The sequence below is a fragment of the Pseudomonas marginalis genome (genome assembly GCF_001645105.1).
Taxonomy (GTDB): Bacteria; Pseudomonadota; Gammaproteobacteria; order Pseudomonadales; family Pseudomonadaceae; genus Aquipseudomonas; species Aquipseudomonas petroselini.
Genome location: NZ_LKEG01000027.1, coordinates 52,964 through 77,053, shown reverse-complemented (window position 1 = coordinate 77,053; position 24,090 = coordinate 52,964). Strand labels below are relative to the sequence as shown.

Genomic DNA, 24,090 nt, shown 5'->3' with positions numbered 1-24,090 from the left:
GTTGGCGGAATTTTACTTCTGATTCTAATTATTTTTTTGGGTTTTTAATTGTGTGGGAAGCTGCGTGCGGCTGGCGGTTGCAAGGGGCCGCTAGTTGCTGATTATATGAGTGATCAGCCCATGGAAATTAAAGTAAGGTTGATTTATGAAGCTTTCTACGTCGTCATCGTTTTCTTGTTATATCGACACTGGTTTGCCGCCTGTGCCTACTTATAAATTGGGACGTTCGACTTCTTTCGGTGGTTCCAAGAAGCCATCGTTTACGACGGATCAGGCCGCAAAAAATCTCACTCGGAGTGGGCATAAGTTTCACGATAAAAATAACGATCGAGAAACAGTGATTGCTTACCGTTTTGAGGGAGGAATGACACCGGCCCAAAAGGAGCGGGCCAAGTTGGCGTTGCAGTCTTGGAGCGATCTTGCCAATGTAAAGTTTCAGGAAAGTGCGCAAAACGCAGATGGGTCAATAACCATAAGAGGCAATCCTGGTGGCAGCGGAGGCGTAGCAAGTGTGCCGGATAAAAGCTTCAGCGCCGTGTCGGCAATCATTGGTACTAAGGGCGCGGAGAGTAATCCAAAGCTGGGCAGTTTTTTTCCACTTGTCACTGTGCATGAATTGGGCCATGCCATAGGCCTTCTACACCCCGGAAAATACAACGGTGGTGGCGGTTATGAACGCGACGCGGAATACGCCGAAGATACACATGCCCGCAGCGTGATGAGTTACTTTTCCGAGCGTAATCAGGCAGGTCATGATTTTAATGGCCTGATGCCTGCCGCGCCGATGATGGATGACGTTGCGGCGATTCAGCGCTTGTACGGCGCTAATACCAAAACCCGAAATACCGATACGACGTATGGCTTCAACTCCAATACCGGGCGTGATTTTTACAGCCTGAAAAATGCCAGCGACAAACCGATCTTCTGTGTGTGGGACGGCGGCGGGGAGGACACCCTGGATTTTTCCGGTTTTACCCAGAAACAGGTCATCAACCTTAATGCCGAAGCGTTCTCCGATGTAGGAGGGCTCAGGGGTAATGTCTCGATTGCCAGGGGCGTAACTGTCGAGAATGCCATCGGTGGCAAGGGCAATGACACCTTGACCGGCAATCACGCGAACAATCGCCTGAAGGGCGGCGGCGGTGAGGACACGCTGGTGGGCGGAGGAGGCGCCGATACGTTCGTCTACGACGATGTGAGCGACTCCACGCCCGAGGCACCGGACACGCTAGCGGACTTTACCTCTGGCGTTGACCGGATCGATGTTTCCGGCCTGCTTAAAACCGCCGGTATCAAAGGGCTCAACTTCGGCGGCCTGACCGGACGACCGGGTGATGCAGTGCTGACGTTCGACCACAAAAGCGGGATGGGGAGTCTTGCTGTCGACCTGTCGGGCAATGGCAAGGCGGATCTCCTGATAAACAGCAAAGGTGAGATCAAACCCGGTGATGTAGTGGGAGGCGGCGGCAAACCGGATGAGCCAAAGCCCGACCCTGAGCCCAACCCCAACCCCAACCCCAACCCTAAGCCTGGCAACTTGGACACCACTTATGGTTTCAACTCCACCAGTGGGCAGCCTGACTCCAGCCTTACATCGCCTTCAGATAAGCCTCGGTTCAAGGTAACGGACGAGGGCGGCATCGATACGCTGGATTTTTCGGGGTTTTCGCAGAATCAGATCATTGACCTGCATGCCGGATCGTCATCTGACGTGGGAGGGATGAATGGCAATGTATCGATCGACGCTTCGACCACTGTTGAAAATGCTATCGGCGGCACAGGCAACGACCTGCTGATCGGTAACCACGTCAGTAATCGTTTGCAGGGCGGCGGTGGCGCTGACAAGTTGTGGGGGGGCGGTGGAGCGGACATCTTCGTATACGACAAGATCAGCGATTCCACGCCTGATCGTCCCGACCTGCTGATGGATTTCTCATCGGGCGAGGACAAGATAGACGTGACCCGGCTGATGTGCGAGGCAGGGATCAAAAAACTGGACTTCGTTGATAGGTTATCGGGGAAAGCAGGCGAAGCGGTCTTGAGCTTTGAAAGCAAAACCGGCATGGGTAGCCTCGGTATCGACCTGACGGGGGATGGCAAGGTTGATCTGTTGGTGAAAACGTTGAGCGAAATCAAGCCGAGTGATGTGGTGGGGCATGAAGACCGAGGCACTGATCCGGCACCGGAGCCAGATCCAGCGCCGACTCCGAAGCCAGACCCGAAGCCAGATCCAGCGCCGACTCCGAAGCCAGATCCGAAGCCGGATCCAGCGCCGACTCCGAAGCCAAAACCCGATCCGGAAACAACTGAAGACACCGTCTACGGCTTCAATTCCAACACGGGCAAGCCGCACATGACGCTTACGTCGGCCAACGATGAGCCAGAATTCGTCGTGCACGATAAAGCTGGCAACGACACCGTCGATTTTTCCGGCTTCAGCCAGGACCAGACCATCAGCCTGCGCGGCGGCACACACTCAAGTGTGGGGGGAATGAAGGACAACGTCTTCATCACGCGCAAAACGGTGGTTGAAAATGCAATCGGCGGTAGTGGTAATGACCGGATTATCGGTAACCGCGCCGACAACATCCTGACGGGTGGCGCCGGAGCTGATCGCCTGTTGGGCGGCGGCGGCTGGAACACTTTCAAGTACAATGCCGCGTCCGATTCGACCCGCGACAGTGCGGACCTGCTATTGGACTTCACCACGGGTATGGACAAGATTGATCTGTCGGCCATGAGCCAGAACGCAGGGGTCACATTGAACCATGTTGAAAAATTCACCTGTAAGGCCGGCGATACCATGATCACGTTTAACCCTAGCACTGCTCGTTACTTGTTAGCGGTCGATATGACCGGGGATGGCAAAGCCGACTTCCTGGTCAAGAGCACGCGCTTGATCAGTCCGGAAGATGTGGTGGGGCTGAAAATGAATGATGAACACGATCTGCTGCGTTTTGAGGGGCTGAGAAAATCCTGATGTCCAATCGAAGCCAGCCGCTTTAAACCAAGGGGCTGGTTTTTGTGATCTCGGGCTTTTTACTGGAACGTCATTCACCGGCCAGCTGGCTCGGTTTCACGGTACGGTTCTAAACCAGTAACCCTTCCACATACTCCACAAACGCCCGTGCCTTGGCACTCGCCATTCTGCCCGTGGCGTACACGGCCCATAAATCCCGCGCGGGTAACTTCCAATCGGCCAGCACGGTCTTCACTTCGCCACTGGCCAGCTCCGGCGCGAACATCCAGGTAGACGACAACGTCAGCCCCAAATGGCTCAACACCGCCGCACGTACACCCTCAGCCGCGGTGACGCGCACGCGCCCATGGGCGACGATGGGGTATTCCTGGTCGCCTTGGGTAAAGCGCCAGTGCGAGCCTTCGCCACGGGTGTAGATGATGGCTTGGTGTTGCAGCACATCCGCCGGGGTGGCGGGCTCGCCGAAGCGTTCGAAGTAGGCCGGGGTGCCCAGGATGACGCAGGGCGATTCACCGATCTTGCGCGCCGTTAGGCTTGAGTCATTCAGGTTGCCCATGCGCAGGGCGACGTCGATGCCTTCTTCGACCAGGTTGAGGCTACGGTCGTCGAGCACCACGTCCACATTCAACTCGGGGAACTGCGTCAGGAAGGGGCCCAGGTGAGGAATGATGTGCATCCGGGCGAAGGTTACCGGAGCGCTGATGCGCAAGTTGCCGGAGAGCCCCGCTCCCGCGCCGCGTGCAGCGTCGTCAGCGGCGTTGGCTTCATCAATGGCGCGCTTGGCCTTCTCGAAAAACACCAGGCCTGCTTCGGTGGGCGTCAGGCCCCGCGTGGAGCGCAGCACCAACCGCACGGCCAGGCGCGTTTCCAATTGCGCAATGCTTTTGGAGACGGCGGGCTGACCGATGCCCAGGCGTTTGGCGGCAGCGGAGAAGGAACCGGTTTCGATCACGTGGACGAAGGTTTCCATAGCGGTGAGGCGGTCCATCGGCTGTTCCTGCTTGGCGTGGCGGCGCTCAAGCCTAAGGCGATGGACGACGGCTGTCATGCGTTTCCCGCCCTGAGCAGGCGGGTTTTCAATATTCAGTAAAACAGCCGTCAGTCAGGGATGGGTATTTTGTGCTTGAGTAAAGATAACTCTAGGGTTACTTTTATTCAGGCCAAGCCAAGGAGGCTGGGGTGCAAAGCAGGTTATTGATCAAGGAACTGCAAGAGGCAGGTTGGGTATTGGATCGGGTCACCGGCAGTCATCATATTTTTACCCATCGCTATAACCCGTACACCCTTCCGGTGCCGCATCCCAAGAAGGACCTGCCGCTGGGCACCGTCAGAAGCATCAGGAAACGCGCCGGTTTGTTTCAGTTTTAAGGAGAGCATTCATGCAATACCCAATCTGTATCGAATGGGGCGATGACTTCACCGCCACCGGTATCCAGATCCCCGATATCCCAGGCGCAGTCACCGCCGGGGACAGTTTTGAAGAGGCCTACAACGCCGCCGTGGAAGTCGCACACATCATGCTGCAAGAGATCGCCGCAGAGGGCGGGGTGATTCCGATGCCAACGTCGGTGGCCCATCATCACGCGAACGAAGACTACGCCGAAATGGGCTGGGGCATGTTGGAGCTGGACGTCACGCCCTACTTGGGCAAGACCGAGAAGGTCAATGTGACCTTGCCCGGTTATGTCATCCAGCGTATCGACCGTTATGTGCGCGAGCACAAGGTCAAAAGCCGTTCTTCATTCCTGGCCGATGCCGCGCTTGAGAAATTGGTGCGGTCTTGAACGGGGCACCGACTGCGGCCACCGGCGCCGTTTGGGATGCCTTGAAGAACGTTGAACAGGTATGTCCTCACCCTTCGGAAAACCGCGTACTTGAACAACACCTGTTTTTTTAGATCTTGTTTTTTCCCTGCGAAAACAACGTGATGCCGTTCAGGTTGTTGTGTTGTCGAGTGTTTAAATTGCAAATGAATGCTTAGTTATATCGCCGCGTATGTCGAACCGCGCAGGTGTTGCGGTTAGAACCACATCTACGTTGGTATCCAGTTTTTCAGCGTGCGAGCGTATCTCCAGAACGGCGGGTCAACGGTCGGTTGGCCGGCGTTCTGGGTTACTCGAACGCCGAAATGGCTTGATTCGGCTCTTTTTATTCACACTAAAGGCGCCGCACAATGAATAACTATGACCTGCGCAGTAGGAGTCCTCTTAATAACCTGCCGGTATCGGACCCCGGCCCGTTTGGTGCGGGGGCTGGAAATAAGCCCGCTTACACAACGGACCAGGCAGCCAAACAACTCTCGCGGGAAAACCTGCGCTTTCATGACCGTAATGATGATTCGACCGTCGATGTGCATTACACGGTAGACAACAGTTTCACTCAACCGCAGCAGCAACGCGTTCGCCAGGCGCTGCAGTCTTGGCAGGATGTCGCCAATATCAACTTTCGCGAGCAGTCAGGCGGCTCGGACGGCACGCTCAACGTGCGCAACAATCCACGCAGCGATCGTGGTGTCTCGACCTCTCCGAACCGTACCACTTCTCACACCACGGCCACGCTTGGCACACAGGGCGGGAACAGCTCAGCCGCATTGGGCAGTCACTTTTCGCTGACTGCCATTCATGAGATAGGCCACGCCATCGGTCTGCATCATCCGGGTGACTACAACGGCGGTAACCCCAATTACCAGACTGGCGCGACCTACGCAGGGGATACGCATGCGCGCACTGTCATGAGTTACTTTTCGGAGAAAAATCAGAAGGGCCATGACTTCAAGGACCAGAGACCGTCCGCGCCGATGATGGACGATATCGCCGCAGCACAACGCCTGTACGGTGCCAACCATCAAACCCGTAACACCGACACCACCTATGGCTTCAATTCCAATACCGAAAGGGAGGCGTTGAGCCTCAAAAGCGCCACGGACAAACCGGTCTTCTGTGTGTGGGACGGCGGGGGTGTCGACACGATGGATTTCTCCGGGTTTGCCCAGGACCAGAACATCGACCTGAACGCCGAATCGTTTTCCGATGTGGGCGGGTTGAAGGGCAATGTGTCGATTGCCAAGGGCTGCACGATTGAAAACGCAATGGGCGGCGCCGGCCGGGACACGCTCTCGGGGAATGATGCCGCTAATCGGCTCAAGGGCGGTGGGGGGGCTGATACCCTGAGAGGCGGGGGTGGCGCGGATACCTTTGTCTACGACAAGGCCAGTGACTCCACGCCGGACCAGCCTGACATGATCGAGGATTTCACCAGCGGTACCGATAAAATCGACGTGTCGGGTGCGTTGAAGGAAGCGGGTGTCCGTGGCCTGGTATTTACCGATCGGTTCACTGGGCGAGCAGGTGAGGCAGTGCTTAAGCAGGATGCCAATACGGGCCAGTCAAGCCTGGCCATTGACCTGAAAGGAACCGGCACTGCGAACTTGTTGGTCAAGAGTAAGGGCGAGATCAAACCGGCCGATGTGCGGTGGGACGGCCAGGCACCGGAGGTCTCACCCTTGCCCAAGCCGGCGCCTGCTCCCACACCGGCGCCTGTCCCAGCGCCTGCCCCCACTCCCGCGCCCTTGCCGGATAAAAAGCAGGACAGTACCGCTGGCGTGATCCACATCTTTGTCGTCACATTGCTAGCGATCTTCTCGCAGTTGCTGAGCCTGCTAACGTCGTCGTCCGGCCAGGCATCCGCTGGAAAAAAACTGCCCTGATTCCACCACTCAAGCGGTGGCGGCCGTGCCCTGGCGCGAAGCACTCAGGAACCGCAGCAACGCCACCAACGGGAATGCACTGCCCACCAGCATCACGCCCAGCCAGCCGCCGTGTTCATACACGCTGCTGGCAATGGCTGAGCCGAAGGCGCCGCCGATGAAGATGCTGGTCATGTACAGCGCATTCAAGCGGCTGCGGCTGTTAGCGTCGAGGGCGTAGATGGCACGCTGGCCGAGCACCATGTTCATCTGCACGCAGAAATCCAGGACCACACCGGTCACCGCCAGGCCGATCACGCTGTACAGCGGGTGCACGAAGGCCGGCAGGAAGCTCAGCGCGGCGAACAGCATGGCCAACAGCGAAGCGCGGTGGGTATGACCGGCATCGGCCAGGCGCCCGGCGATAGGCGCGGCGATGGCACCCAGTGCACCGACCAAGGCAAACAGCGCGATCTCGCTTTGGCTCAGGCCGTGATTGCGCGCCAGTTCCAGTGGGGCGGCGGTCCAGAACAGGCTGAAGGTGGCGAACATGCAACCCTGGTAAAACGCGCGTTGGCGCAGTACCGGTTGCTCACGCAGCAAGGTGCCGAGGGAGCGCAGCAGTTGGCCGTAGCTGGCGCTGTGGTCGGGTTGGCGCTTGGGGATGGTGATCAGCAGCACCACGCTGATAAACGCCATCAACGCCGCCGCCGCCATGAACATCGCGCGCCAGCCGAAGTGGTCCGCCACTACGCTGGACACCGGCCGAGCCAGCAGGATACCGAGCAACAGCCCGCCCATGATGCTGCCGACCACCCGGCCACGGGACTCGGCTGGCGCCAGGTGCGCGGCCAGCGGAATCAGGATTTGCACCGACACCGAACTGAAACCGATCAACAGCGACACCAGCAGGAACAGGTTCGGCTGCTCGGTGACCGCTGCCCCCAACAGGCTGGCGATAGCGAGTACGGTGGTGGCGATCATCAGCTTGCGGTTTTCCAGCAGATCACCCAACGGCACCAGGAAAAACAGGCCCAGGGCGTAGCCGATTTGCGTCAGCGAGACGATCAGGCTGGCCATGGCGGGCGTGAGGCCGATGTCCGGTGCGATCAGCTCGATGATCGGTTGCGCGTAGTAGATGTTGGCGACGATCGCGCCGCAGCAAAACGCAAACAGCATCACCATGCTCCGGGTCATGGTGGTTGTAGCGTGGGAAGTAGCGTTCATGGTGTTCTCATAAAAGCGAAGGAAAGTGGGGCGAGCCTAAAGACAACACCGTAGCCGGGGTAGGCCGTCGGCAGTGATAACACTCATGCCCGGTAATGATGAGTGAATCGTTAACTTTCTGCGCGAGGCCTGATGATACATTCAGGCACAACTGCCGAAACAGGAAATTGACTGTCATGAAAATCACGTTGAACAAGATGCTCCTGGCTTCCACGCTTGCCGCCGCCATGGCCGTTGGTCTTGCCCAGGCTGCCGATGCCCCACGAGTGGGTGTGCGCGGCGCCATTACGGCGATGGAGGGCGATGCGATGCACGTCAAGGTCAACAGCGGCGAGGACGTCATCGTGCACCTCACCCCGGCCACCCAGGTGCGCGCGGTCACCCTGGCCAAGATCGATGAGATCAAGCCCGGCAGCTACATCGGCTCCGCCGCCATGCCCAATGCCGACGGCAGCCTGACCGCGCTGGAAGTGCACGTGTTCCCCCCGGCCATGGCCGGTACGGGCGACGGGCATCGCGCGTTTGATCTGAAAGAAGGCAGCAGCATGACCAACGGCACCGTCGGCGACCTGGTGGTCAGCAACGGGCGGACGTTGACCGTGAAATACAAAGGCGGCGAACAGAAGATCGTAGTGCCGGAGGATGTGCCGATCGTCAACCTGGAGCCGGGGGATCGCAGTTTGCTCAAGGCGGGCGTGAAGGTGGTGTTGTTTGCGGCGCAGGGGGCGGATGGGACTATCACGGCCCAAGCCATCTCAGCCGGCAAGGGTGGCATCACACCACCGATGTAGCGGCCAAACACAAAGCCAAATGTGGGAGGGGGCTTGCCCCCGATAGCAGTGTGTCAGCCAACGGATAAACCAGCTGATATACCGCCATCGGGGGCAAGCCCCCTCCCACATTTATCAATTACTGGCCGCTGTAGATCTGGTCGAAAACGCCGCCATCATTGAAGTGAGTCTTCTGCACCGTGCGCCAGTCACCAAAGGTCTTCTCCACCGACAGGAAGTCGACTTTCGGGAAGCGGTCGGTGTACTTGGCCAGTACTTTCGGATCACGCGGACGCAGGTAGTTGTTGGCGGCGATTTCCTGGCCTTCCGGCGACCACAGGTACTTCAGGTAGTCTTCGGCGGCCACGCGGGTGCCTTTCTTCTCGACCACTTTGTCGACCACCGACACCGGCGGCTCGGCTTCGGCGGAGACGCTTGGGTAGATCACTTCGAACTGATCACGCCCGAATTCACGGGCGATCATCTCGGCTTCGTTCTCGAAGGTCACCAGCACGTCGCCGATCTGGTTGGTCATGAAGGTCGTGGTGGCGGCACGGCCACCGGTGTCCAGCACAGGGGCCTGTTTGAACAGTTTGCCGACAAACGCCTTGGCTTTGTTTTCGTCGCCGCCGTTCTTGAGCACATAGCCCCAGGCCGACAGGTAGGTGTAGCGGCCGTTACCCGAGGTTTTCGGGTTGGGCACGATCACCTGCACGCCATCCTTGAGCAGGTCCGGCCAGTCTTTCAGGGCTTTGGGGTTGCCTTTGCGCACGATAAACACGGTGGCCGAGGTGAACGGCGCGCTGTTGTTCGGCAGGCGGGTGACCCAGTTGTCCGGCACCAGTTTGCCGTTGTCGACCAGGGCATTGATGTCGGTGGCCATGTTCATGGTGATCACGTCAGCCGGCAGGCCGTCGATCACCGAGCGCGCTTGTTTGCTGGAGCCGCCGAAGGACATCTGCAAGGTCAGCTTGTCGTTCGGGTGCTCGGCTTCCCAATGTTTCTGGAAGGCGGCGTTGTAGTCCTTGTAGAAGTCGCGCATTACGTCGTACGAGACGTTGAGCAGTGTGACGGGGGCAGCCTGGACGGCGCCCGCCAGGGCAAGGCCGGCGGCCAGGAGAGAGGCGCTAACGAGTTTTTTCACTGCTCATTCCTTGTTGTTCGAGAAGGTTGTCGATTGAGTGAGGGCAATTTGCCAGCGACTATAGCTGGCGCCGCATAGACGTTTAAAGATTAAAACGCACTTTGCTTATTCCACTTTCTTAAAAAGCGCATTGCCACAGCGCGAGCAAAAGGCCGCGTTAGGCTCATGGCTGTTTTTCTTGCACACCGGGCAGTCGGTTTGCAGTTGTTCACCGCGCATGGCACTGGCCAGTTCGGCGGTGAAAATACCGGTGGGCACGGCAATGATCGAATAACCGGTGATCATCACCAGCGACGAAATCACCTGGCCCAGCGGCGTCTTCGGCACGATATCGCCAAAGCCCACGGTGGTCAGCGTGACGATGGCCCAGTAGATGCCTTTCGGGATGCTGGTAAAGCCGTGTTCCGGGCCTTCGATCACGTACATCAAGGTGCCGAACACCGTCACCAGGGTGCACACGCTGACCAGGAACACCACGATCTTCTGCTTGCTGCCGCGCAGCGCCGCCATCAGGTAATTGGCTTGCTTGAGGTAGGGGCTGAGCTTGAGCACGCGGAAGATTCGCAGCATGCGGATGATGCGGATGATCAGCAGGTACTGCGCGTCGCTGTAATACAGCGCAAGGATGCCGGGCACGATCGCCAGCAAATCCACCAACCCATAAAAGCTGAAGGCATAGCGTAACGGCTTGGGCGAGCAATACAGGCGCAACCCGTACTCGATCAGGAAGATCAGCGTGAAGCCCCACTCGATGTAGGCCAGCACATCGGCATAGTTCTGGTGTATCTGGTCGATGCTGTCGAGCATCACGATCACCAGGCTGGCGAGGATGATCAACAGCAGGATGCCGTCAAAGCGCCGCCCGGCGACCGTGTCACTTTGAAAAACCATGACGTAGAGCCGCTGGCGCCAGTCGTTGTTGCTGTCCATAAATCCCGCCCGAATCGAATATCGAGCAAGCCTAGGGGGATTCGAAGGGCCTGTCCATGCGGGGTTTGCGCAGCACTCGGGCGCCTGCGCGCACCAGCCAGCAGGCGAGGATGAACGGTGCGGTCAGCGCGGGCAGGTGCAGGGCGGCAAAGCCTGGCGTGAGGAGGATCGCCAGCAGGAGGCCGAGCAGCGGCAGCCAGGGTTGGCGACGCACTTGGCTCAGTGCCACGGCAGCCAACGCCGGGTTATAGCCGTGCAGGCCGAGGAGGGCGCTGGCGGGTTCCTGCAGCCACAGCGCGATCAGCATGCCGGCACTGGCGCCGATCAGGGCCCATACGCAGGCGCGTCGGTTGGCCAGCCACAGGCCCAGTGCAATCGAGGCACCGGCCACCGGCTGATCCAGCAGCATGATTTGCGCCAGGCCGGTGAAGGGCGCGGTGAGCACGGCCAGGGTGTCCGACTCGGTCACGGCAAACGTGCTCGGCGGTACCGTGCCCAGCAGTAACCAGCCCAGGCCGACAAAAGGTGCGGTATAGGCCGGCAAGTCATCGGGCTGGCTGGCGTGTTTCAACCAGTGCCGCGTCAGGATCGCACTCAAGCCGCCGCACGCCAGGATCAGCGGCGGCAACAACGCCGACCAGGCGAAGTGCTGGCTGATCAACACACCCAGCAGCACACCGTTATAGCTATAAAGCCCGGCCTGGCGTTCAACCTTGGGATAGCCCCGGCGCTGGGCCGTGAGCAAGCCCGCCACGCCACCGAGCAGCGCCCCGCCCAGCAGGGCCGGTGCGCCGATCAGGATGGCGAGCAGGCACAGCAGGCCACACAGGGGATGGCGTTGCAGGAAGATCTGGCTGAAGCCGTTGAGCAGGGCTTCGGCCCAGTCGGGGCAGGTTGGGTTGTGCATGGGTCGAGTTTCTAAGGGGGATCACCACAGAGGATTAGAGTAGGGTTTCGATCCGCAGTGAATTGGTCGACCCCGGCTGCCCGAACGGCACCCCCGCCGTAATCACCAACGTGTCCCCACGCTCCGCCATGCCCTGCGCCTGTGCGATCTCCAGCGCCGTGGAACACACTTCATCTACCTGGCGCAGGCGGTCGTTGACCACCGAATGCACGCCCCAGGCCACGCTCAAGCGCCGTGCCGTGGACAGGTTCGGCGTGAGGTTGAGGATCGGCGCCACCGGCCGTTCCCGCGCCGCGCGCAGGCTGGAACTGCCCGATTCGCTGTAGTTCACCAGCACCGCCACCGGCAGGATGCTGCTGATGCGGCGGATCGCGCAGCTGATGGCGTCCGACACCGTGGCATCCGCCTTGGGCCGGCTGACATCCAGCTGGGCCTGGTAGTCAGGGCCGTTTTCCACTTGGCGGATGATCTTGCTCATCATCTGCACGGCCTCCAGCGGGTACTCACCGGAGGCGGTTTCCGCCGACAGCATCACCGCGTCCGCGCCTTCGGCCACGGCATTGGCGACATCGGTAACTTCGGCACGGGTCGGCGCCGGGGAGAAACGCATGGACTCCAGCATCTGCGTGGCCACCACCACCGGTTTGCCCAGCTGGCGGCAGGTGCTGATGATGTCTTTCTGGATCTGCGGCACGCTCTCGGCCGGCACTTCCACGCCAAGGTCACCTCTGGCCACCATGATTGCGTCGCTCAGTTCGGCGATTTCCCGCAGGCGCTGCACGGCCGAGGGTTTCTCGATCTTGGCCATCAGGAAGGCTCTGTCGCCGATCAGCTCACGGGCTTCGCGGATATCCTCCGGGCGCTGCACGAACGACAGCGCCACCCAGTCCACACCCAGTTCCAGGCCGAAGCTCAGGTCACGCCGGTCCTTGGCGGTCAGTGGGCTGAGTTCCAACAGGGCTTGCGGAACGTTCACGCCTTTGCGGTCAGACAATTCGCCGCCGTTCAGCACGGTGGTGTCGATGGCGTCGGCGTGTTTGGTGATCACCCGCAGGCGCAACTTACCGTCGTCCAGCAGCAGGTCCATGCCGGGCTCAAGGGCCTGGATGATTTCCGGGTGAGGCAGGTTGACCCGGCGTTGGTCACCGGGTGTTTCGTCGAGGTCCAGGCGCAGGGCCTGGCCGCGTACCAACTGCACCTTGCCCTCGGCAAACCGCCCGACCCGCAGCTTCGGCCCTTGCAGGTCCATGAGGATGCCCAGCGGGTAATTCAGCTGGCGCTCCACCTGGCGAATCCACTGGTAGCGCTGGGCGTGGTCGGCGTGGTCGCCGTGGCTGAAATTGAGCCGGAAGATATTCACGCCGGCTTCCACCAGCTCGCGGATATCATCGATACCGTCAGTGGCTGGGCCCAGGGTGGCGAGGATTTTGACCTTCTTGTCAGGCGTCATGTTTGGCAGTCTCAAGGATCAGGATGGCGCGGAAGTCGTTGACGTTGGTGCGCGTCGGCTCGGTGACGATCAAACCGTCGAGGGCGGCGAAATAGCCGTAGCCGTCGTTGTTATCCAACGCGTCGCTGGCCGACAGGCCGAGCGCTTCGGCGCGGCGGTAACTGCACGGCGTCATGATCGCGCCGGCGTTGTCTTCCGAGCCGTCGATGCCGTCGGTATCACCGGCCAGGGCGTAGACGCCGGGCAGACCTTTGAGGCTGTCGGTGAGGCTCAGCAGGAATTCCGCATTGCGCCCGCCACGGCCATCGCCGCGCACGGTCACGGTGGTTTCGCCGCCGGAGAGGATCACGCACGGCGCCGCCAGCGGCTGGCCGTGCTGGACGATCTGCCGGGCGATGCCGGCGTGCACCTTGGCCACGTCCCGTGCTTCGCCTTCAAGGTCGCCCAGGATCAACGGGCTGAACCCGGCCTGGCGCACTTTTACCGCCACCGCTTCCAGGGATTGCTGGGGGCGGGCGATCAATTGGAAGTGGCTGCGGGCAAGCACCGGGTCGCCGGGCTTGACGGTTTCCGAGGCCGGGTTCTGCAACCAGCTGCGCACTGAAGCCGGGGCGTCGATGTGGTAGCGCTTGAGAATCGCCAAGGCCTGTTGCGAGGTGCTCGGGTCGCCGACCGTGGGGCCGGAGGCGATCACCGTGGCCTGGTCGCCCGGCACATCGGAAATCGCATAGGTGTACACCGTCGCCGGCCAGGCCGCTTTCGCCAGGCGGCCACCCTTGATCGCCGAGAGGTGCTTGCGCACGCAATTCATCTCGCCAATGGTCGCCCCGGATTTGAGCAGGGCTTTGTTGATCGCCTGTTTGTCGGCCAGGGTGATGCCTTCGGCGGGCAGGGCCAGCAGGGCAGAGCCGCCGCCGGACAGCAGGAAAATCACACGGTCGTCTTCGCCGAGGTTGCTGATCAACGCCAGCACGCGCTGTGCCACGGCCAGGCCGGCGGCGTCGGGCACGGGGTGGGCGGCTTCGACCACTTCGATTTTCTGGCAGGGCGCGCCGTGGCCGTAACGGGTGACCACCAAACCGGTGACTTCGCCCTGCCAGCCGTTCTCCACGACCAAGGCCATGGCGGCGGCGGCCTTGCCGGCGCCGATCACGATCACACGGCCGCTGCGGTCGGCGGGCAGGTAGGGTTCGAGGACTTGCCGGGGGTGGGCGGCGTCGATGGCTGTGGCAAACAGCTCGCGAAGCAGGTGTTGCGGATCGACCGACATAAGCGGGCTCCCGGGGGATTCTTGTTATTAGAGGTGAGGCTTGGAATGCGATCAAAGTGTGGGAGGGAGCAAGCCCCCTCCCACACTTTGATCGCATTTCATCAGGGGCTATTTATCGCGAATCGAAAAATTCGCCATATGCTCCAGCCCCTTGATCAGCGCCGAATGGTCCCAGTTACCGCCGCCAATCGCCGTGCACGTGCTGAACACCTGTTGGGTGCCGGCGGTGTTCGGCAGGTTGATCCCCAGCTCCTTGGCGCCGGCCAGGGCCAGGTTGAGGTCCTTCTGGTGCAGGTTGATACGGAAGCCCGGATCGAAGGTGCCCTTGATCATGCGTTCGCCATGCACTTCGAGGATTTTCGACGAAGCAAAGCCGCCCATCAGCGCTTCACGCACCTTGGCAGGGTCGGCGCCGTTCTTGGCGGCGAACAACAACGCTTCGGCCACCGCCTGGATGTTCAGCGCGACGATGATCTGGTTGGCAACCTTGGCGGTCTGGCCATCGCCATTGCCGCCCACAAGCGTGATGTTCTTGCCCATGGCCTGGAACAGCGGCAAGGCGCGTTCGAAGGTCTGCGGCTCACCACCGATCATGATGCTCAGGGTGCCGGCCTTGGCGCCGACTTCACCACCGGACACCGGTGCATCCAGGTACTGCGCGCCGGTCTCGTTGATCTTCGCCGCGAACGCCTTGGTGGCGGTGGGGGAGATCGAGCTCATGTCGATCACCACCTTGTTCGGCGACAGGCCTGCAGCCACGCCGTCTTTGCGGAACAACACGTCATCGACCTGCGGGGTGTCCGGCACCATGACGATGATGAACTCGGCTTCCTGCGCCACTTGCTGCGGGTTGGCCAGGGCCACGGCACCCGCGTCGAGCAGCGCTTGCGGGGCCTTGCCGTGATGCTCGGAGAGGAACAGTTGGTGACCTGCTTTCTGCAGGTTGGCGGCCATGGGTTGGCCCATGATGCCGGTGCCGATGAATCCGATTTTAGCCATGACGAAAATCCTCTTGTTATTACACCGCAGGTCCCCTGTGGGAGGGGGCTTGCCCCCGATGACGGTGTGTCAGGTAAAACAGTACTGACAGACCCGCCGCTATCGGGGGCAAGCCCCCTCCCACATTGGTGTTGCGTAGTGTTGGTTAGATGGCGTTATGGGTCTTGAGCCAACCCAGCCCCGCTTCGGTGGTGGTCAACGGCTTGTACTCGCAGCCGACCCAACCCCGGTACCCGATGCGGTCCAGGTGTTCGAACAGGAAGCGGTAGTTGATCTCCCCGGTCCCCGGCTCGTTGCGCCCAGGGTTATCCGCCAGTTGGATGTGGTTGATCTCTTCCAAGTGCGCGGCCATGGTGCGGGCCAGGTCACCTTCCATGATTTGCATGTGATAGATGTCGTATTGCAGGAACAGGTTGTCGCTGCCGACCTGCTCGCGAATCGACAGGGCCTGCGCCGTGTTGTTCAAGTAGAAGCCTGGAATGTCGCGGGTGTTGATCGCTTCCATCACCAGCTTGATGCCCACCGCTTGCAGCTTTTCGGCGGCGTATTTGAGGTTGGCGACGAAGGTTTTTTCCAGGGTCTTGTCATCAATGCCTTGTGGTCGAATGCCCGCCAGGCAGTTGATCTGGGTGTTGCCCAACACCTCGGCGTAGGCAATCGCCAGCTTGACCCCGGCACGGAATTCCTCGACCCGGTCCGGGTGGCACGCCAGGCCGCGTTCGCCCTTGGCCCAGTCGCCGGCCGGCAGGTTGAACAGCACCTGGGTCAGGCCGTGGGCGTCCAGTTGCGCCTTGATTTCGGCGGAGCTGAATTCATACGGGAACAGGTACTCGACACCTTCGAAACCGGCATCGGCGGCCGCTTTGAAACGGGCAAGGAAGTCCTGTTCGGTAAACAGCATGGACAGGTTGGCGGCGAAACGCGGCATAAGGTTCTCCTTAATCGAGCAGGGAAATGGCAGTCGGCGCATCGTTGCCGACCAGTGCCAGGTCTTCGAATTCGTTGACGGCGTTGATCTCGGTGCCCATGGAAATGTTGGTCACGCGTTCCAGAATAATTTCAACGATCACCGGCACCTTGAATTCTTCGATCATTGCCTCGGCACGGCGCAGTGCCGGTGCGATCTGGCCGGGTTCGAACACGCGCAGGGCCTTGCAACCCAGGCCTTCGGCGACGGCGACGTGGTCCACGCCATAACCGTTGAGTTCCGGGGCGTTGAGGTTGTCGAAGGACAGCTGCACGCAGTAGTCCATTTCAAACCCGCGCTGGGCCTGGCGGATCAAGCCCAGGTAGGAGTTGTTCACCACCACGTGGATGTACGGCAGCTTGAACTGCGCGCCCACGGCCAGTTCTTCGATCATGAACTGGAAGTCATAGTCGCCCGACAGTGCCACTACCTTGCGGCTCGGGTCGGCCTTGACCACGCCGAGAGCGGCGGGGATGGTCCAACCCAGCGGGCCGGCCTGGCCGCAGTTGATCCAGTGGCGTGGCTTGTACACGTGCAGGAATTGCGCGCCGGCAATCTGCGACAGGCCGATGGTGCTGACGTAGCAGGTGTCTTTGCCGAACACCTGGTTCATTTCTTCATACACACGCTGTGGCTTGACCGGCACGTTGTCGAAGTGAGTCTTGCGGTGCAGGGTGGCTTTGCGTTGCTGACAGTCGTGCAGCCAGGCACTGCGGTCCTTGAGCTTGCCGGCGGCTTTCCACTCGCGGGCGACTTCGATAAACATCGTCAGTGCGGAACCGGCGTCGGACACGATGCCCAGGTCCGGGGTGAAGACGCGGCCAATCTGCGTCGGCTCGATGTCGACGTGAATGAACGTGCGGCCCTCGGTGTAGACCTCGACCGAACCGGTGTGGCGGTTGGCCCAGCGGTTACCGATGCCCAGCACCACGTCCGACTTGAGCAGGGTCGCGTTGCCGTAGCGGTGAGAGGTTTGCAGGCCGACCATGCCCACCATATGTGGGTGATCGTCCGGGATGGTGCCCCAGCCCATCAGCGTCGGGATCACCGGGATACCGGTGAGTTCAGCGAACTCAACCAGCAAGTCGCTGGCGTCGGCGTTGATCACGCCGCCACCGCTGACCAGCAGTGGGCGTTCGGCCTGGTCCAGCAGGGCCAGGGCTTTCTCGACCTGGATGCGGGTTGCCAACGGCTTGGCCAGGGGCAGTGGCTGGTAGGCGTCGATGTCGAATTCGATCTCGGCCATTTGCACGTCGAACGGCAGGTCGATCAACACCGGGCCGGGGCGGCCGGAGCGCATTTCGTAGAAGGCTTTCTGGAAGGCGTACGGCACTTGGCCAGGTTCGAGGACAGTGGTCGCCCACTTGGTCACCGGTTTGACGATGCTGGTGATGTCCACGGCCTGGAAGTCTTCCTTGTGCATACGGGCGCGGGGGGCCTGGCCGGTAATGCACAGGATCGGGATCGAGTCGGCCGAGGCGCTGTACAGGCCGGTGACCATGTCGGTGCCCGCCGGGCCCGAGGTGCCGATGCACACGCCGATATTGCCGGCCTTGGTCCGGGTGTAACCCTCGGCCATGTGGGAGGCGCCTTCAACGTGGCGAGCAAGGACGTGATCGATGCCACCCACCTTCTGCAAGGCCGAGTACAGCGGGTTGATCGCGGCGCCTGGGATACCGAAGGCGGTGTCCACGCCTTCACGGCGCATCACCAGGACGGCGGCTTCGATTGCTCTCATTTTGCTCATGATTTTGGTGCCTCTTGCGTTTTGTAATTGTATACAAGTGGTGTCTGGCCAAAGTGTATTCACGGCGAGCGGCGTAGGTCAATGCATTTTATAAACTGGCCTTTGCGTTCGTCGGAACGGCTTTTTTCGACGTGTGGAGCCTTTGTGCGAAAATATTGTATACAAAATTAAAATCAATTGTGTTCTATTTGTTTGATCAAGCATCTGATCATTCAGACCGCCACGGCATTCCCAATAACAAAAGAAGGACGGCACCATGAGCGCTTTAACCTTGAAACTCGCCACCCAACTGGCCAGCCAGGCCCTCACTGCAGGGCGCACCCTGTCGGCAGCGCCGCTGACCATTGCGGTGCTCGACAGCGGCGGGCACCTGATCACCCTGCAGCGCGAAGACGGCGCCAGCCTGCTGCGCCCGCAGATCGCCATTGGCAAGGCCTGGGGCGCGATTGCCCTGGGCAAGGGCTCACGCCTGCTGGCACTGGACGCACAGCAACGCCCGGCGTTTATCGCCGCTCTGAACAGCCTGGGGCAGGGCAGCGTGGTGCCGGCGCCGGGTGGGGTGTTGATTCGGAATCAGGCAGGCGTGGTACTGGGCGCGATTGGGATCAGCGGGGATGCGTCGGATATTGATGAGCAGTGTGCGATCACGGCGATCGAGGGGGTGGGGTTGATGGCGGATGCGGGGGTGTCTGCTTGATTCGTCGTTGACGATTCGACTTGCCCCCGATTGGCACAGGCGCCACGGTCTATCAGTCCGGCTCACACCCCTTGAGCACCAACCGGATAATCGTCTGCGCCGCCGCTTCGTAATCCGCTTCATCCAACTTGGCCTTGCCGGTCACCGCCGAGATCTGCCAGTCGAAGTCCGCATACGTCTGCGTGGCCGCCCAGATGCTGAACATCAAGTGATTGGGGTCAATCGCCGCGATCAGGCCGCGATCGACCCAATGCTGGATGCACGCGATGTTGTGCTTGGCTTGGGCGTTCAACTGTTCGACCTGGTCGGCGCTGAGGTGCGGGGCGCCGTGCATGATTTCGCTGGCGAATACCTTGGAGGCAAACGGCAGGTCGCGGGAGATGCGGATTTTTGAGCGGATGTAGTTGCTCAGCACCACCGAAGGCTCACCGTCCGGATTGAACGGCGTGGAAGCGGCCAGGATCGGCTCGATAATGCTCTCGAGCACCTCGCGGTAGAGGTTGTCCTTGGACTTGAAGTAGTAATAGACGTTGGGCTTTGGCAGCCCGGCCTTGGCGGCGATGTCGCTGGTTTTAGTCGCGGCGAAGCCTTTGTCGGCAAACTCCTCGCTGGCCGCCCGCAGGATTTTTTCTTTGTTGCGCTCGCGAATGGTGCTCATAAACCAGAGGTTTCCTTGCCAGGACAGGCGGTTGCGCATGGTAGCACCGGCCATCCGCGAGCCTCAACAATGTGCCCGTAAAGCGTTGCTCCGCGCTATGCTCGGCCCCTCCCTCTCTAATGGAAGCCCGATTCATGGCAGGAAGCAGTTTGTTGGTGTTGATCGACGATATCGCCGCGGTACTCGATGACGTTGCCCTGATGACAAAAGTGGCGGCGAAGAAGACCGCCGGCGTGCTCGGCGATGACTTGGCGCTCAATGCCCAGCAGGTCTCCGGGGTGCGCGCAGAGCGGGAAATTCCCGTGGTGTGGGCGGTGGCGAAAGGGTCGTTCGTCAACAAGTTGATCCTGGTGCCGGCCGCTTTGCTGATCAGTGCATTCGCGCCGTGGGCGGTGACGCCGCTGCTGATGCTCGGGGGTGCCTACCTGTGTTTTGAAGGTTTCGAGAAGCTCGCGCATAAATTCCTGCACAGCAAGACCGAAGACCAGGCTGAACGTGCGCAGCTGGTCGAGGCCGTGGCCGACCCGGCCACCGATCTGGTGGCCTTTGAAAAGGACAAGATCAAAGGCGCCATCCGCACCGACTTCATCCTCTCGGCCGAAATCATCGCCATCACCCTCGGCACTGTGGCTGACGCGCCGTTGATGCAGCAGGTGGTCGTGTTATCCGGCATTGCCATTGTCATGACCATCGGTGTCTACGGGCTGGTGGCTGGCATCGTCAAGCTGGATGACCTGGGCCTGTGGCTCACCCAGAAGCCTGGCCAAGTGGCACGCAGTATCGGCGGCGCGATCCTGCGGGCGGCGCCTTACATGATGAAGAGCCTCTCCGTGATCGGTACAGCGGCGATGTTCCTGGTGGGCGGCGGCATTCTCACCCATGGCGTGCCGGTGGTGCATCACTGGATCGAGACGCTCAGCCAGGGCGCGGGCGGGGCGGCGTGGCTGGTGCCGGTGCTGCTGAATGGGGTGGCGGGGATTATTGCGGGCGCGGTGGTGCTGGCGGTGGTCAGCGTGATCGGCAAGGTGTGGAAAACATTCAAGGCTTGATGCGGGTGTGGAATTAAAAAGGCCGCTCAACCGAACGGCCTTTTTGTGCGCGTTTACTGTGCAGTCTGCACGTTGTGTGATGTTCATAAGCATCTTGGTTTTTGCGGGCAGGTGATACTGTCAGGTGCTGCCCGCGCAAACTTTTACTTACCCACGCTGATGGCGTTTAATCTTTGGGGATGAGGTATTCATAAAGCTTTTCAAGTTCAGAGCCCGGTTTAGTCAATTCAGACACGCTGTGAACGGCCCTACGGTTCATATACAGTTGGGCCCCGTCGATCTGGTGATTACCGTTTTGATCAAAACTCTTGATTATTTCATTGGCTTTCAGAAGGGAAGCCTGCCTCTCTTTTTTGCTGCGACTCACATCGTCCCAGTCACCTACGCGCTGCTTCAACAACGCGCTGGGGGTAGATATCGAAAAATCCTTAGTCACCGGGTCAACGTACTCGATGGCATCGTAGAGATTGCGGCCTAGTGAAGCAAGATAAGGGGTTTTTTCTGCTTTCTCAGGCCTCATGTGGTTTGAAGGCTGTGAAGGCAATGCAGGTGCCGCATAGAAAAACCGTTGGGGGTCGAGGGTCATAGAGGGCGACATATAACAATCCTTGTGTGATTTTTAATGTAACGATATTGAAAGTTAAGTTGGAGTCCATTTGCTGTCCTCATAAAGTGATTGGCGAATGAGGGAGGGGGGTTCCTAAAATAGATAGTTTGTAACGCTTATGAGAAATACCTTTTAGCTCGTAGGGTATGTATGTTTGCAGTCGTAGGGGGTTTTACTAATTGTATGGTGTTCTGCTGGCCATAAAAAAAGGCCATTCGACTTGCTCGAATGGCCTTGTTCTTATTGAGCTTTTTTACTCAGCTATTTGTAACTTTCGAGACTCAGTATAGATGTACCGCACCTTCTCATACTCGAACGGCGAGTTCATCTGACCATACCGGAAGCTGGTCTGGTAGCGCTTGTCGACCGCGCGCAGGGCCCAGACTTCCGGGTGGTTGGAGCTGACTTCGGCCACGTTGAGGAAGTTGATCTGGGTTTCGGCGGTGTAATCGACCAGCAAACCGCCGGTGTCGCGCAGGTTCGATGGGCCGAAGATCGGCAGCACCAGGTAGGCGCCGCCGGGCACGCCGTAGAAGCCCAGGGTCTGGCCGAAGTCTTCGCTCTGGCGCGGCAGGCCCATGGCGGTGGCTGGGTCCCACAGGCCGGCGATGCCGATAGTGGTGTTGACCAGCAGGCGCCCGGTGGTTTCCAGGGAGCGGTGGCCCTTGAGCTGAAGCAGGCTGTTCAACAGGTTGGGCACATCGCCCAGATTGTTGAAGAAGTTGCTCACGCCGGTGCGCAGGAAGCTGGGCGTCACATAGGTGTAACCGTTGACCACCGGCAGGAACACCCACTGGTCGAAGCGGTAGTTGAAGTGGTACACGCGACGGTTCCACGATTCCAGTGGGTCGTACACGTTGAGTGCGGTCAGCGACGAACGCTCGAACTCGCGCTGGTCCAGGCCCGGGTTGAACTTGAGCTTGGTCAGCGGTTCCTTGAACCCGTCGGCACCCACGTTGACCGGCTCATGGGCCTTGCTGTTGTCGGCATTGGCCACGCCTGCGCACATCAAGGCGGCAAGCAGCAGAAGATATTTAGCCACGGAAGAACTCCAGCATGGCGTCGGCGTTGACGCGGTAATTAAGGTTGCCGCAGTGGCCGCCCAGCGGGTAGACGGTCAAGCGATCGCCGAAGGTTTTACGCAGGAAACCGAGGTCGCCAGGGCCGAGGATTACGTCGTCGGCGTTGTGCATGACGGCGATCTTCGGGTTGGTGTGCAGGTAGTCCTTAAGGGCGTACAGGCTGACCTGGTCGACCAGTTGCAAGAGGCTGCCGCCATCGGAACGGGCTCGCCACATCGGGATCACCTGTTCGGTGAGGTAGCAATCGAAATCACATTGCAGTGCACGTTTGAGGAACGGCGTGAGGCTGGTGCCTTCGGTGATCGGGTACTTCGGCGGGATGATCAAGCCACGGCGGTTGATCAAGTCCGAGGTAAAGGCGATGTCGGCCGCCGAGAAGCGGAACGAGGTGCCGATCAGCATGGCCATCTGTTCGTTGGTCAGGTGCTGCTTGGATTGCTGGAAGTCGTAGAGCAGGGCGTCATTGAGGTCAATGTAGCCCTTTTGCTGGAAGTAACGGGTCAGCTTGTTCAGCACCAGCTCGTAGAAGGTGGTGGTGTTGTTGATGCCCTTCACTTCAGTTTGAACAAGCTTGTCGAGGTTGGTGATCGAGGTGTAGAGGTTGACCGGCGGGTTCAGCAGCAGCACTTTCTTGAAGTTGAAGCTGCGACGGGTCTCGTCGAGCTTGCTGACAAACGCCGCATCCAGGGCGCCGAGGCTGTAGCCGGTGAGGTAGAAGTCGGTCACCGGCAGCGAGGCGTTCTGCGCCCGCACGGCCTGCATCACGCGGTACATGTCTTCGGCGTCTTCCTGGGTGATCCCCGGAGTCGCGAAGCGCGAGGCGGCGCTGATGAAGTCGAAGCTGGTGGGCGACGACAGTTGCACCACGTGGTAGCCGGCCTGGTAATAGAGCTTTTTCAGGTATTCGTTGATGCTGCTGTCAAACCGCGCGCCGGTGCCCGCGATCAGAAAGATCAGCGGCGCGGCGCGATCCTGCTTGGCGATGCGGTAGGTGAGTTTCTTCACCGCCCAGAAGTTGTCCGGCAGGCTGAACTCGCGCTCGGGGCGCATGTTCAAGGTGTAGTCGGATTGGTTGATCTCGTCATCGTTCGGCAATTTGGGCCGAAGGTCGGGCGGTGTGGTGGCGATAGTCGCTTCAAATGGGTTGGTCAAAGGGTAGCCATAGCTGGCTTGGTCGATATCGACGGCCAGTGCTGACGCACTCAGAAAAAGGCTGCCCAGTAAGGCAGCACAGCGCAAGGAACGGAGCATGACTTAATCCCTAGGAGGAAACGTGCTTAATGAAGTTCGCAGGCTATGACCGCCGTCCTATCGCCGAAGTGCCATCACTCGGCACGAAATGTCGGAAAAAAACGTCGGAATCGGGGTAATAGTAGCCAGACGATACACTTTGACACGTGTAGGTGAACACTAATTGTGTATATGCGCCTTGCTAATGGCCGGCGGGGCATTAAGCTGAGCGCCGTTTTTGCCTATCGGAGTGCCTCATGTCCCGTCGTTTGCCGCTGATTTTGCTGCTTGTTGCACTGCCGCTATGGCTGGCCGCCAGTTACGGTGCGCGCTATGGCTTTATGGAAGATGGCCAGTGGGTCGGTATCTGTGCGGACGAAGCCAGCCGTTGGGAATGCCAGTTGCGTTCGAACCTGGGGTTGATGATCCACTTCAAGGTGCTGGGCTGGGCGGCGCTGATCACGTCGGTGCTGGCGTTTTTCGTGCCGGGTCGTGCAGGGTGGGGTTTGGCGGTGCTGGGGATGGTCTTCGGTTTGCCGGCGCTGGCGTTGTACAACACCACGTTTGCGGTGTTTGCGGTGGTGATTGCGGGGTTGCGGTTGGTCAGGAAGCCCCGCGTCGCCTGATAGGGCCTCATCGGGGGCAAGCCCCCTCCCACATTTGGAATGCATTCCCCTGTGGGAGGGGGCTT

General features: G+C 59.9%; 22 protein-coding genes. 8 read left to right on the top strand and 14 right to left on the bottom strand.

The window, feature by feature from the left end; translation table 11 throughout:
- Positions 1–145: 145 nt before the first annotated feature.
- Positions 146–2,980 carry a M10 family metallopeptidase C-terminal domain-containing protein gene (locus tag AO064_RS31050; protein ID WP_082893895.1) on the top strand — a complete coding sequence of 945 codons (2,835 nt, stop codon included), beginning with the start codon at positions 146–148 and terminating at the stop codon, positions 2,978–2,980.
- 109 nt (positions 2,981–3,089) lie between these two features.
- Here the strand turns inward: AO064_RS31050 and AO064_RS07565 are convergent, their stop codons facing one another.
- A complete protein-coding gene (locus AO064_RS07565; RefSeq protein WP_064052900.1) occupies positions 3,090–3,968 on the bottom strand; it encodes a LysR family transcriptional regulator in 879 nt (292 codons plus the stop codon).
- A 191-nt stretch (positions 3,969–4,159) separates the two neighbouring features.
- On the opposite strand from AO064_RS07565, the gene AO064_RS07560 reads away from it, so the two are divergent.
- The 3 genes from AO064_RS07560 (at position 4,160) to AO064_RS07550 (ending at position 6,686) form a co-directional block, all read left to right on the top strand.
- Complete coding sequence (locus AO064_RS07560) at positions 4,160–4,348, top strand: type II toxin-antitoxin system HicA family toxin (protein ID WP_064052899.1); 189 nt, start codon at positions 4,160–4,162, stop codon at positions 4,346–4,348.
- An 11-nt stretch (positions 4,349–4,359) separates the two neighbouring features.
- Positions 4,360–4,764, top strand: a complete 405-nt coding sequence (locus AO064_RS07555) for a type II toxin-antitoxin system HicB family antitoxin (RefSeq protein WP_064052898.1) — start codon at positions 4,360–4,362, stop codon at positions 4,762–4,764.
- A 389-nt stretch (positions 4,765–5,153) separates the two neighbouring features.
- The gene (locus AO064_RS07550) at positions 5,154–6,686 is read left to right on the top strand and encodes a M10 family metallopeptidase C-terminal domain-containing protein (protein ID WP_064052897.1); all 1,533 of its coding nucleotides are present in this window, start codon (positions 5,154–5,156) and stop codon (positions 6,684–6,686) included.
- A 9-nt stretch (positions 6,687–6,695) separates the two neighbouring features.
- On the opposite strand, the gene AO064_RS07545 is transcribed toward AO064_RS07550, so the two are convergent.
- The gene (locus AO064_RS07545) at positions 6,696–7,892 is read right to left on the bottom strand and encodes an MFS transporter (RefSeq protein WP_012723066.1); all 1,197 of its coding nucleotides are present in this window, start codon (positions 7,890–7,892) and stop codon (positions 6,696–6,698) included.
- Between the two features lie 176 nt (positions 7,893–8,068).
- On the opposite strand from AO064_RS07545, the gene AO064_RS07540 reads away from it, so the two are divergent.
- Complete coding sequence (locus tag AO064_RS07540) at positions 8,069–8,683, top strand: DUF5666 domain-containing protein (RefSeq protein WP_064052896.1); 615 nt, start codon at positions 8,069–8,071, stop codon at positions 8,681–8,683.
- Positions 8,684–8,801: 118 nt separating this feature from the next.
- On the opposite strand, the gene AO064_RS07535 is transcribed toward AO064_RS07540, so the two are convergent.
- The 8 genes from AO064_RS07535 to gcl all read right to left on the bottom strand — a co-directional run bounded on the left by AO064_RS07535 (position 8,802) and on the right by gcl (position 18,076).
- Entirely contained in the window at positions 8,802–9,806 is a 1,005-nt protein-coding gene (locus AO064_RS07535) for a sulfate ABC transporter substrate-binding protein (protein ID WP_033897617.1), read from the bottom strand.
- 105 nt (positions 9,807–9,911) lie between these two features.
- Positions 9,912–10,736 (bottom strand): ion transporter, encoded by an 825-nt coding sequence (locus tag AO064_RS07530; protein WP_012723069.1) that lies wholly within the window; start codon positions 10,734–10,736, stop codon positions 9,912–9,914.
- Positions 10,737–10,767: 31 nt separating this feature from the next.
- A complete protein-coding gene (locus tag AO064_RS07525) occupies positions 10,768–11,643 on the bottom strand; it encodes an urea transporter (protein WP_064052895.1) in 876 nt (291 codons plus the stop codon).
- 34 nt (positions 11,644–11,677) lie between these two features.
- The gene (gene pyk / locus AO064_RS07520; RefSeq protein ID WP_064052894.1) at positions 11,678–13,093 is read right to left on the bottom strand and encodes a pyruvate kinase; all 1,416 of its coding nucleotides are present in this window, start codon (positions 13,091–13,093) and stop codon (positions 11,678–11,680) included.
- Positions 13,083–14,363, bottom strand: a complete 1,281-nt coding sequence (locus AO064_RS07515; protein ID WP_064052893.1) for a glycerate kinase type-2 family protein — start codon at positions 14,361–14,363, stop codon at positions 13,083–13,085. The genes pyk and AO064_RS07515 overlap by 11 nt, the downstream gene beginning before the upstream one ends.
- Before the next feature lie 108 nt (positions 14,364–14,471).
- Positions 14,472–15,362: a 2-hydroxy-3-oxopropionate reductase gene (locus AO064_RS07510; RefSeq protein ID WP_012723073.1), complete on the bottom strand. Its 891-nt coding sequence runs from the start codon at positions 15,360–15,362 to the stop codon at positions 14,472–14,474.
- A gap of 145 nt (positions 15,363–15,507) precedes the next feature.
- Positions 15,508–16,290, bottom strand: a complete 783-nt coding sequence (gene hyi / locus AO064_RS07505; RefSeq protein ID WP_064052892.1) for a hydroxypyruvate isomerase — start codon at positions 16,288–16,290, stop codon at positions 15,508–15,510.
- A 10-nt stretch (positions 16,291–16,300) separates the two neighbouring features.
- Entirely contained in the window at positions 16,301–18,076 is a 1,776-nt protein-coding gene (gene gcl, locus AO064_RS07500) for a glyoxylate carboligase (RefSeq protein WP_064052891.1), read from the bottom strand.
- A gap of 256 nt (positions 18,077–18,332) precedes the next feature.
- Here gcl and AO064_RS07495 point away from each other — a divergent pair, with 256 nt between their 5' ends.
- Positions 18,333–18,773 (top strand): GlcG/HbpS family heme-binding protein, encoded by a 441-nt coding sequence (locus tag AO064_RS07495; RefSeq protein ID WP_064052890.1) that lies wholly within the window; start codon positions 18,333–18,335, stop codon positions 18,771–18,773.
- A gap of 52 nt (positions 18,774–18,825) precedes the next feature.
- On the opposite strand, the gene AO064_RS07490 is transcribed toward AO064_RS07495, so the two are convergent.
- Positions 18,826–19,431, bottom strand: a complete 606-nt coding sequence (locus tag AO064_RS07490) for a TetR/AcrR family transcriptional regulator (protein ID WP_012723077.1) — start codon at positions 19,429–19,431, stop codon at positions 18,826–18,828.
- Between the two features lie 134 nt (positions 19,432–19,565).
- Here AO064_RS07490 and AO064_RS07485 point away from each other — a divergent pair, with 134 nt between their 5' ends.
- On the top strand, positions 19,566–20,480 hold the full coding sequence (locus AO064_RS07485; protein ID WP_012723078.1) for a DUF808 domain-containing protein: 915 nt from the start codon (positions 19,566–19,568) through the stop codon (positions 20,478–20,480).
- A gap of 166 nt (positions 20,481–20,646) precedes the next feature.
- On the opposite strand, the gene AO064_RS07480 is transcribed toward AO064_RS07485, so the two are convergent.
- From AO064_RS07480 to AO064_RS07470, 3 genes are all read right to left on the bottom strand, one after another.
- The gene (locus AO064_RS07480; RefSeq protein ID WP_064052889.1) at positions 20,647–21,078 is read right to left on the bottom strand and encodes a hypothetical protein; all 432 of its coding nucleotides are present in this window, start codon (positions 21,076–21,078) and stop codon (positions 20,647–20,649) included.
- A 262-nt stretch (positions 21,079–21,340) separates the two neighbouring features.
- Complete coding sequence (locus tag AO064_RS07475; RefSeq protein WP_012723080.1) at positions 21,341–22,129, bottom strand: MlaA family lipoprotein; 789 nt, start codon at positions 22,127–22,129, stop codon at positions 21,341–21,343.
- Positions 22,122–23,420 (bottom strand): serine/threonine protein kinase, encoded by a 1,299-nt coding sequence (locus AO064_RS07470; protein ID WP_046033851.1) that lies wholly within the window; start codon positions 23,418–23,420, stop codon positions 22,122–22,124. Before AO064_RS07470 ends, AO064_RS07475 begins: the two co-directional genes overlap by 8 nt.
- A gap of 236 nt (positions 23,421–23,656) precedes the next feature.
- Between AO064_RS07470 and AO064_RS07465 the strand changes: the two genes are divergently transcribed.
- Entirely contained in the window at positions 23,657–24,025 is a 369-nt protein-coding gene (locus tag AO064_RS07465) for a hypothetical protein (protein ID WP_012723082.1), read from the top strand.
- Positions 24,026–24,090: the final 65 nt, after the last annotated feature.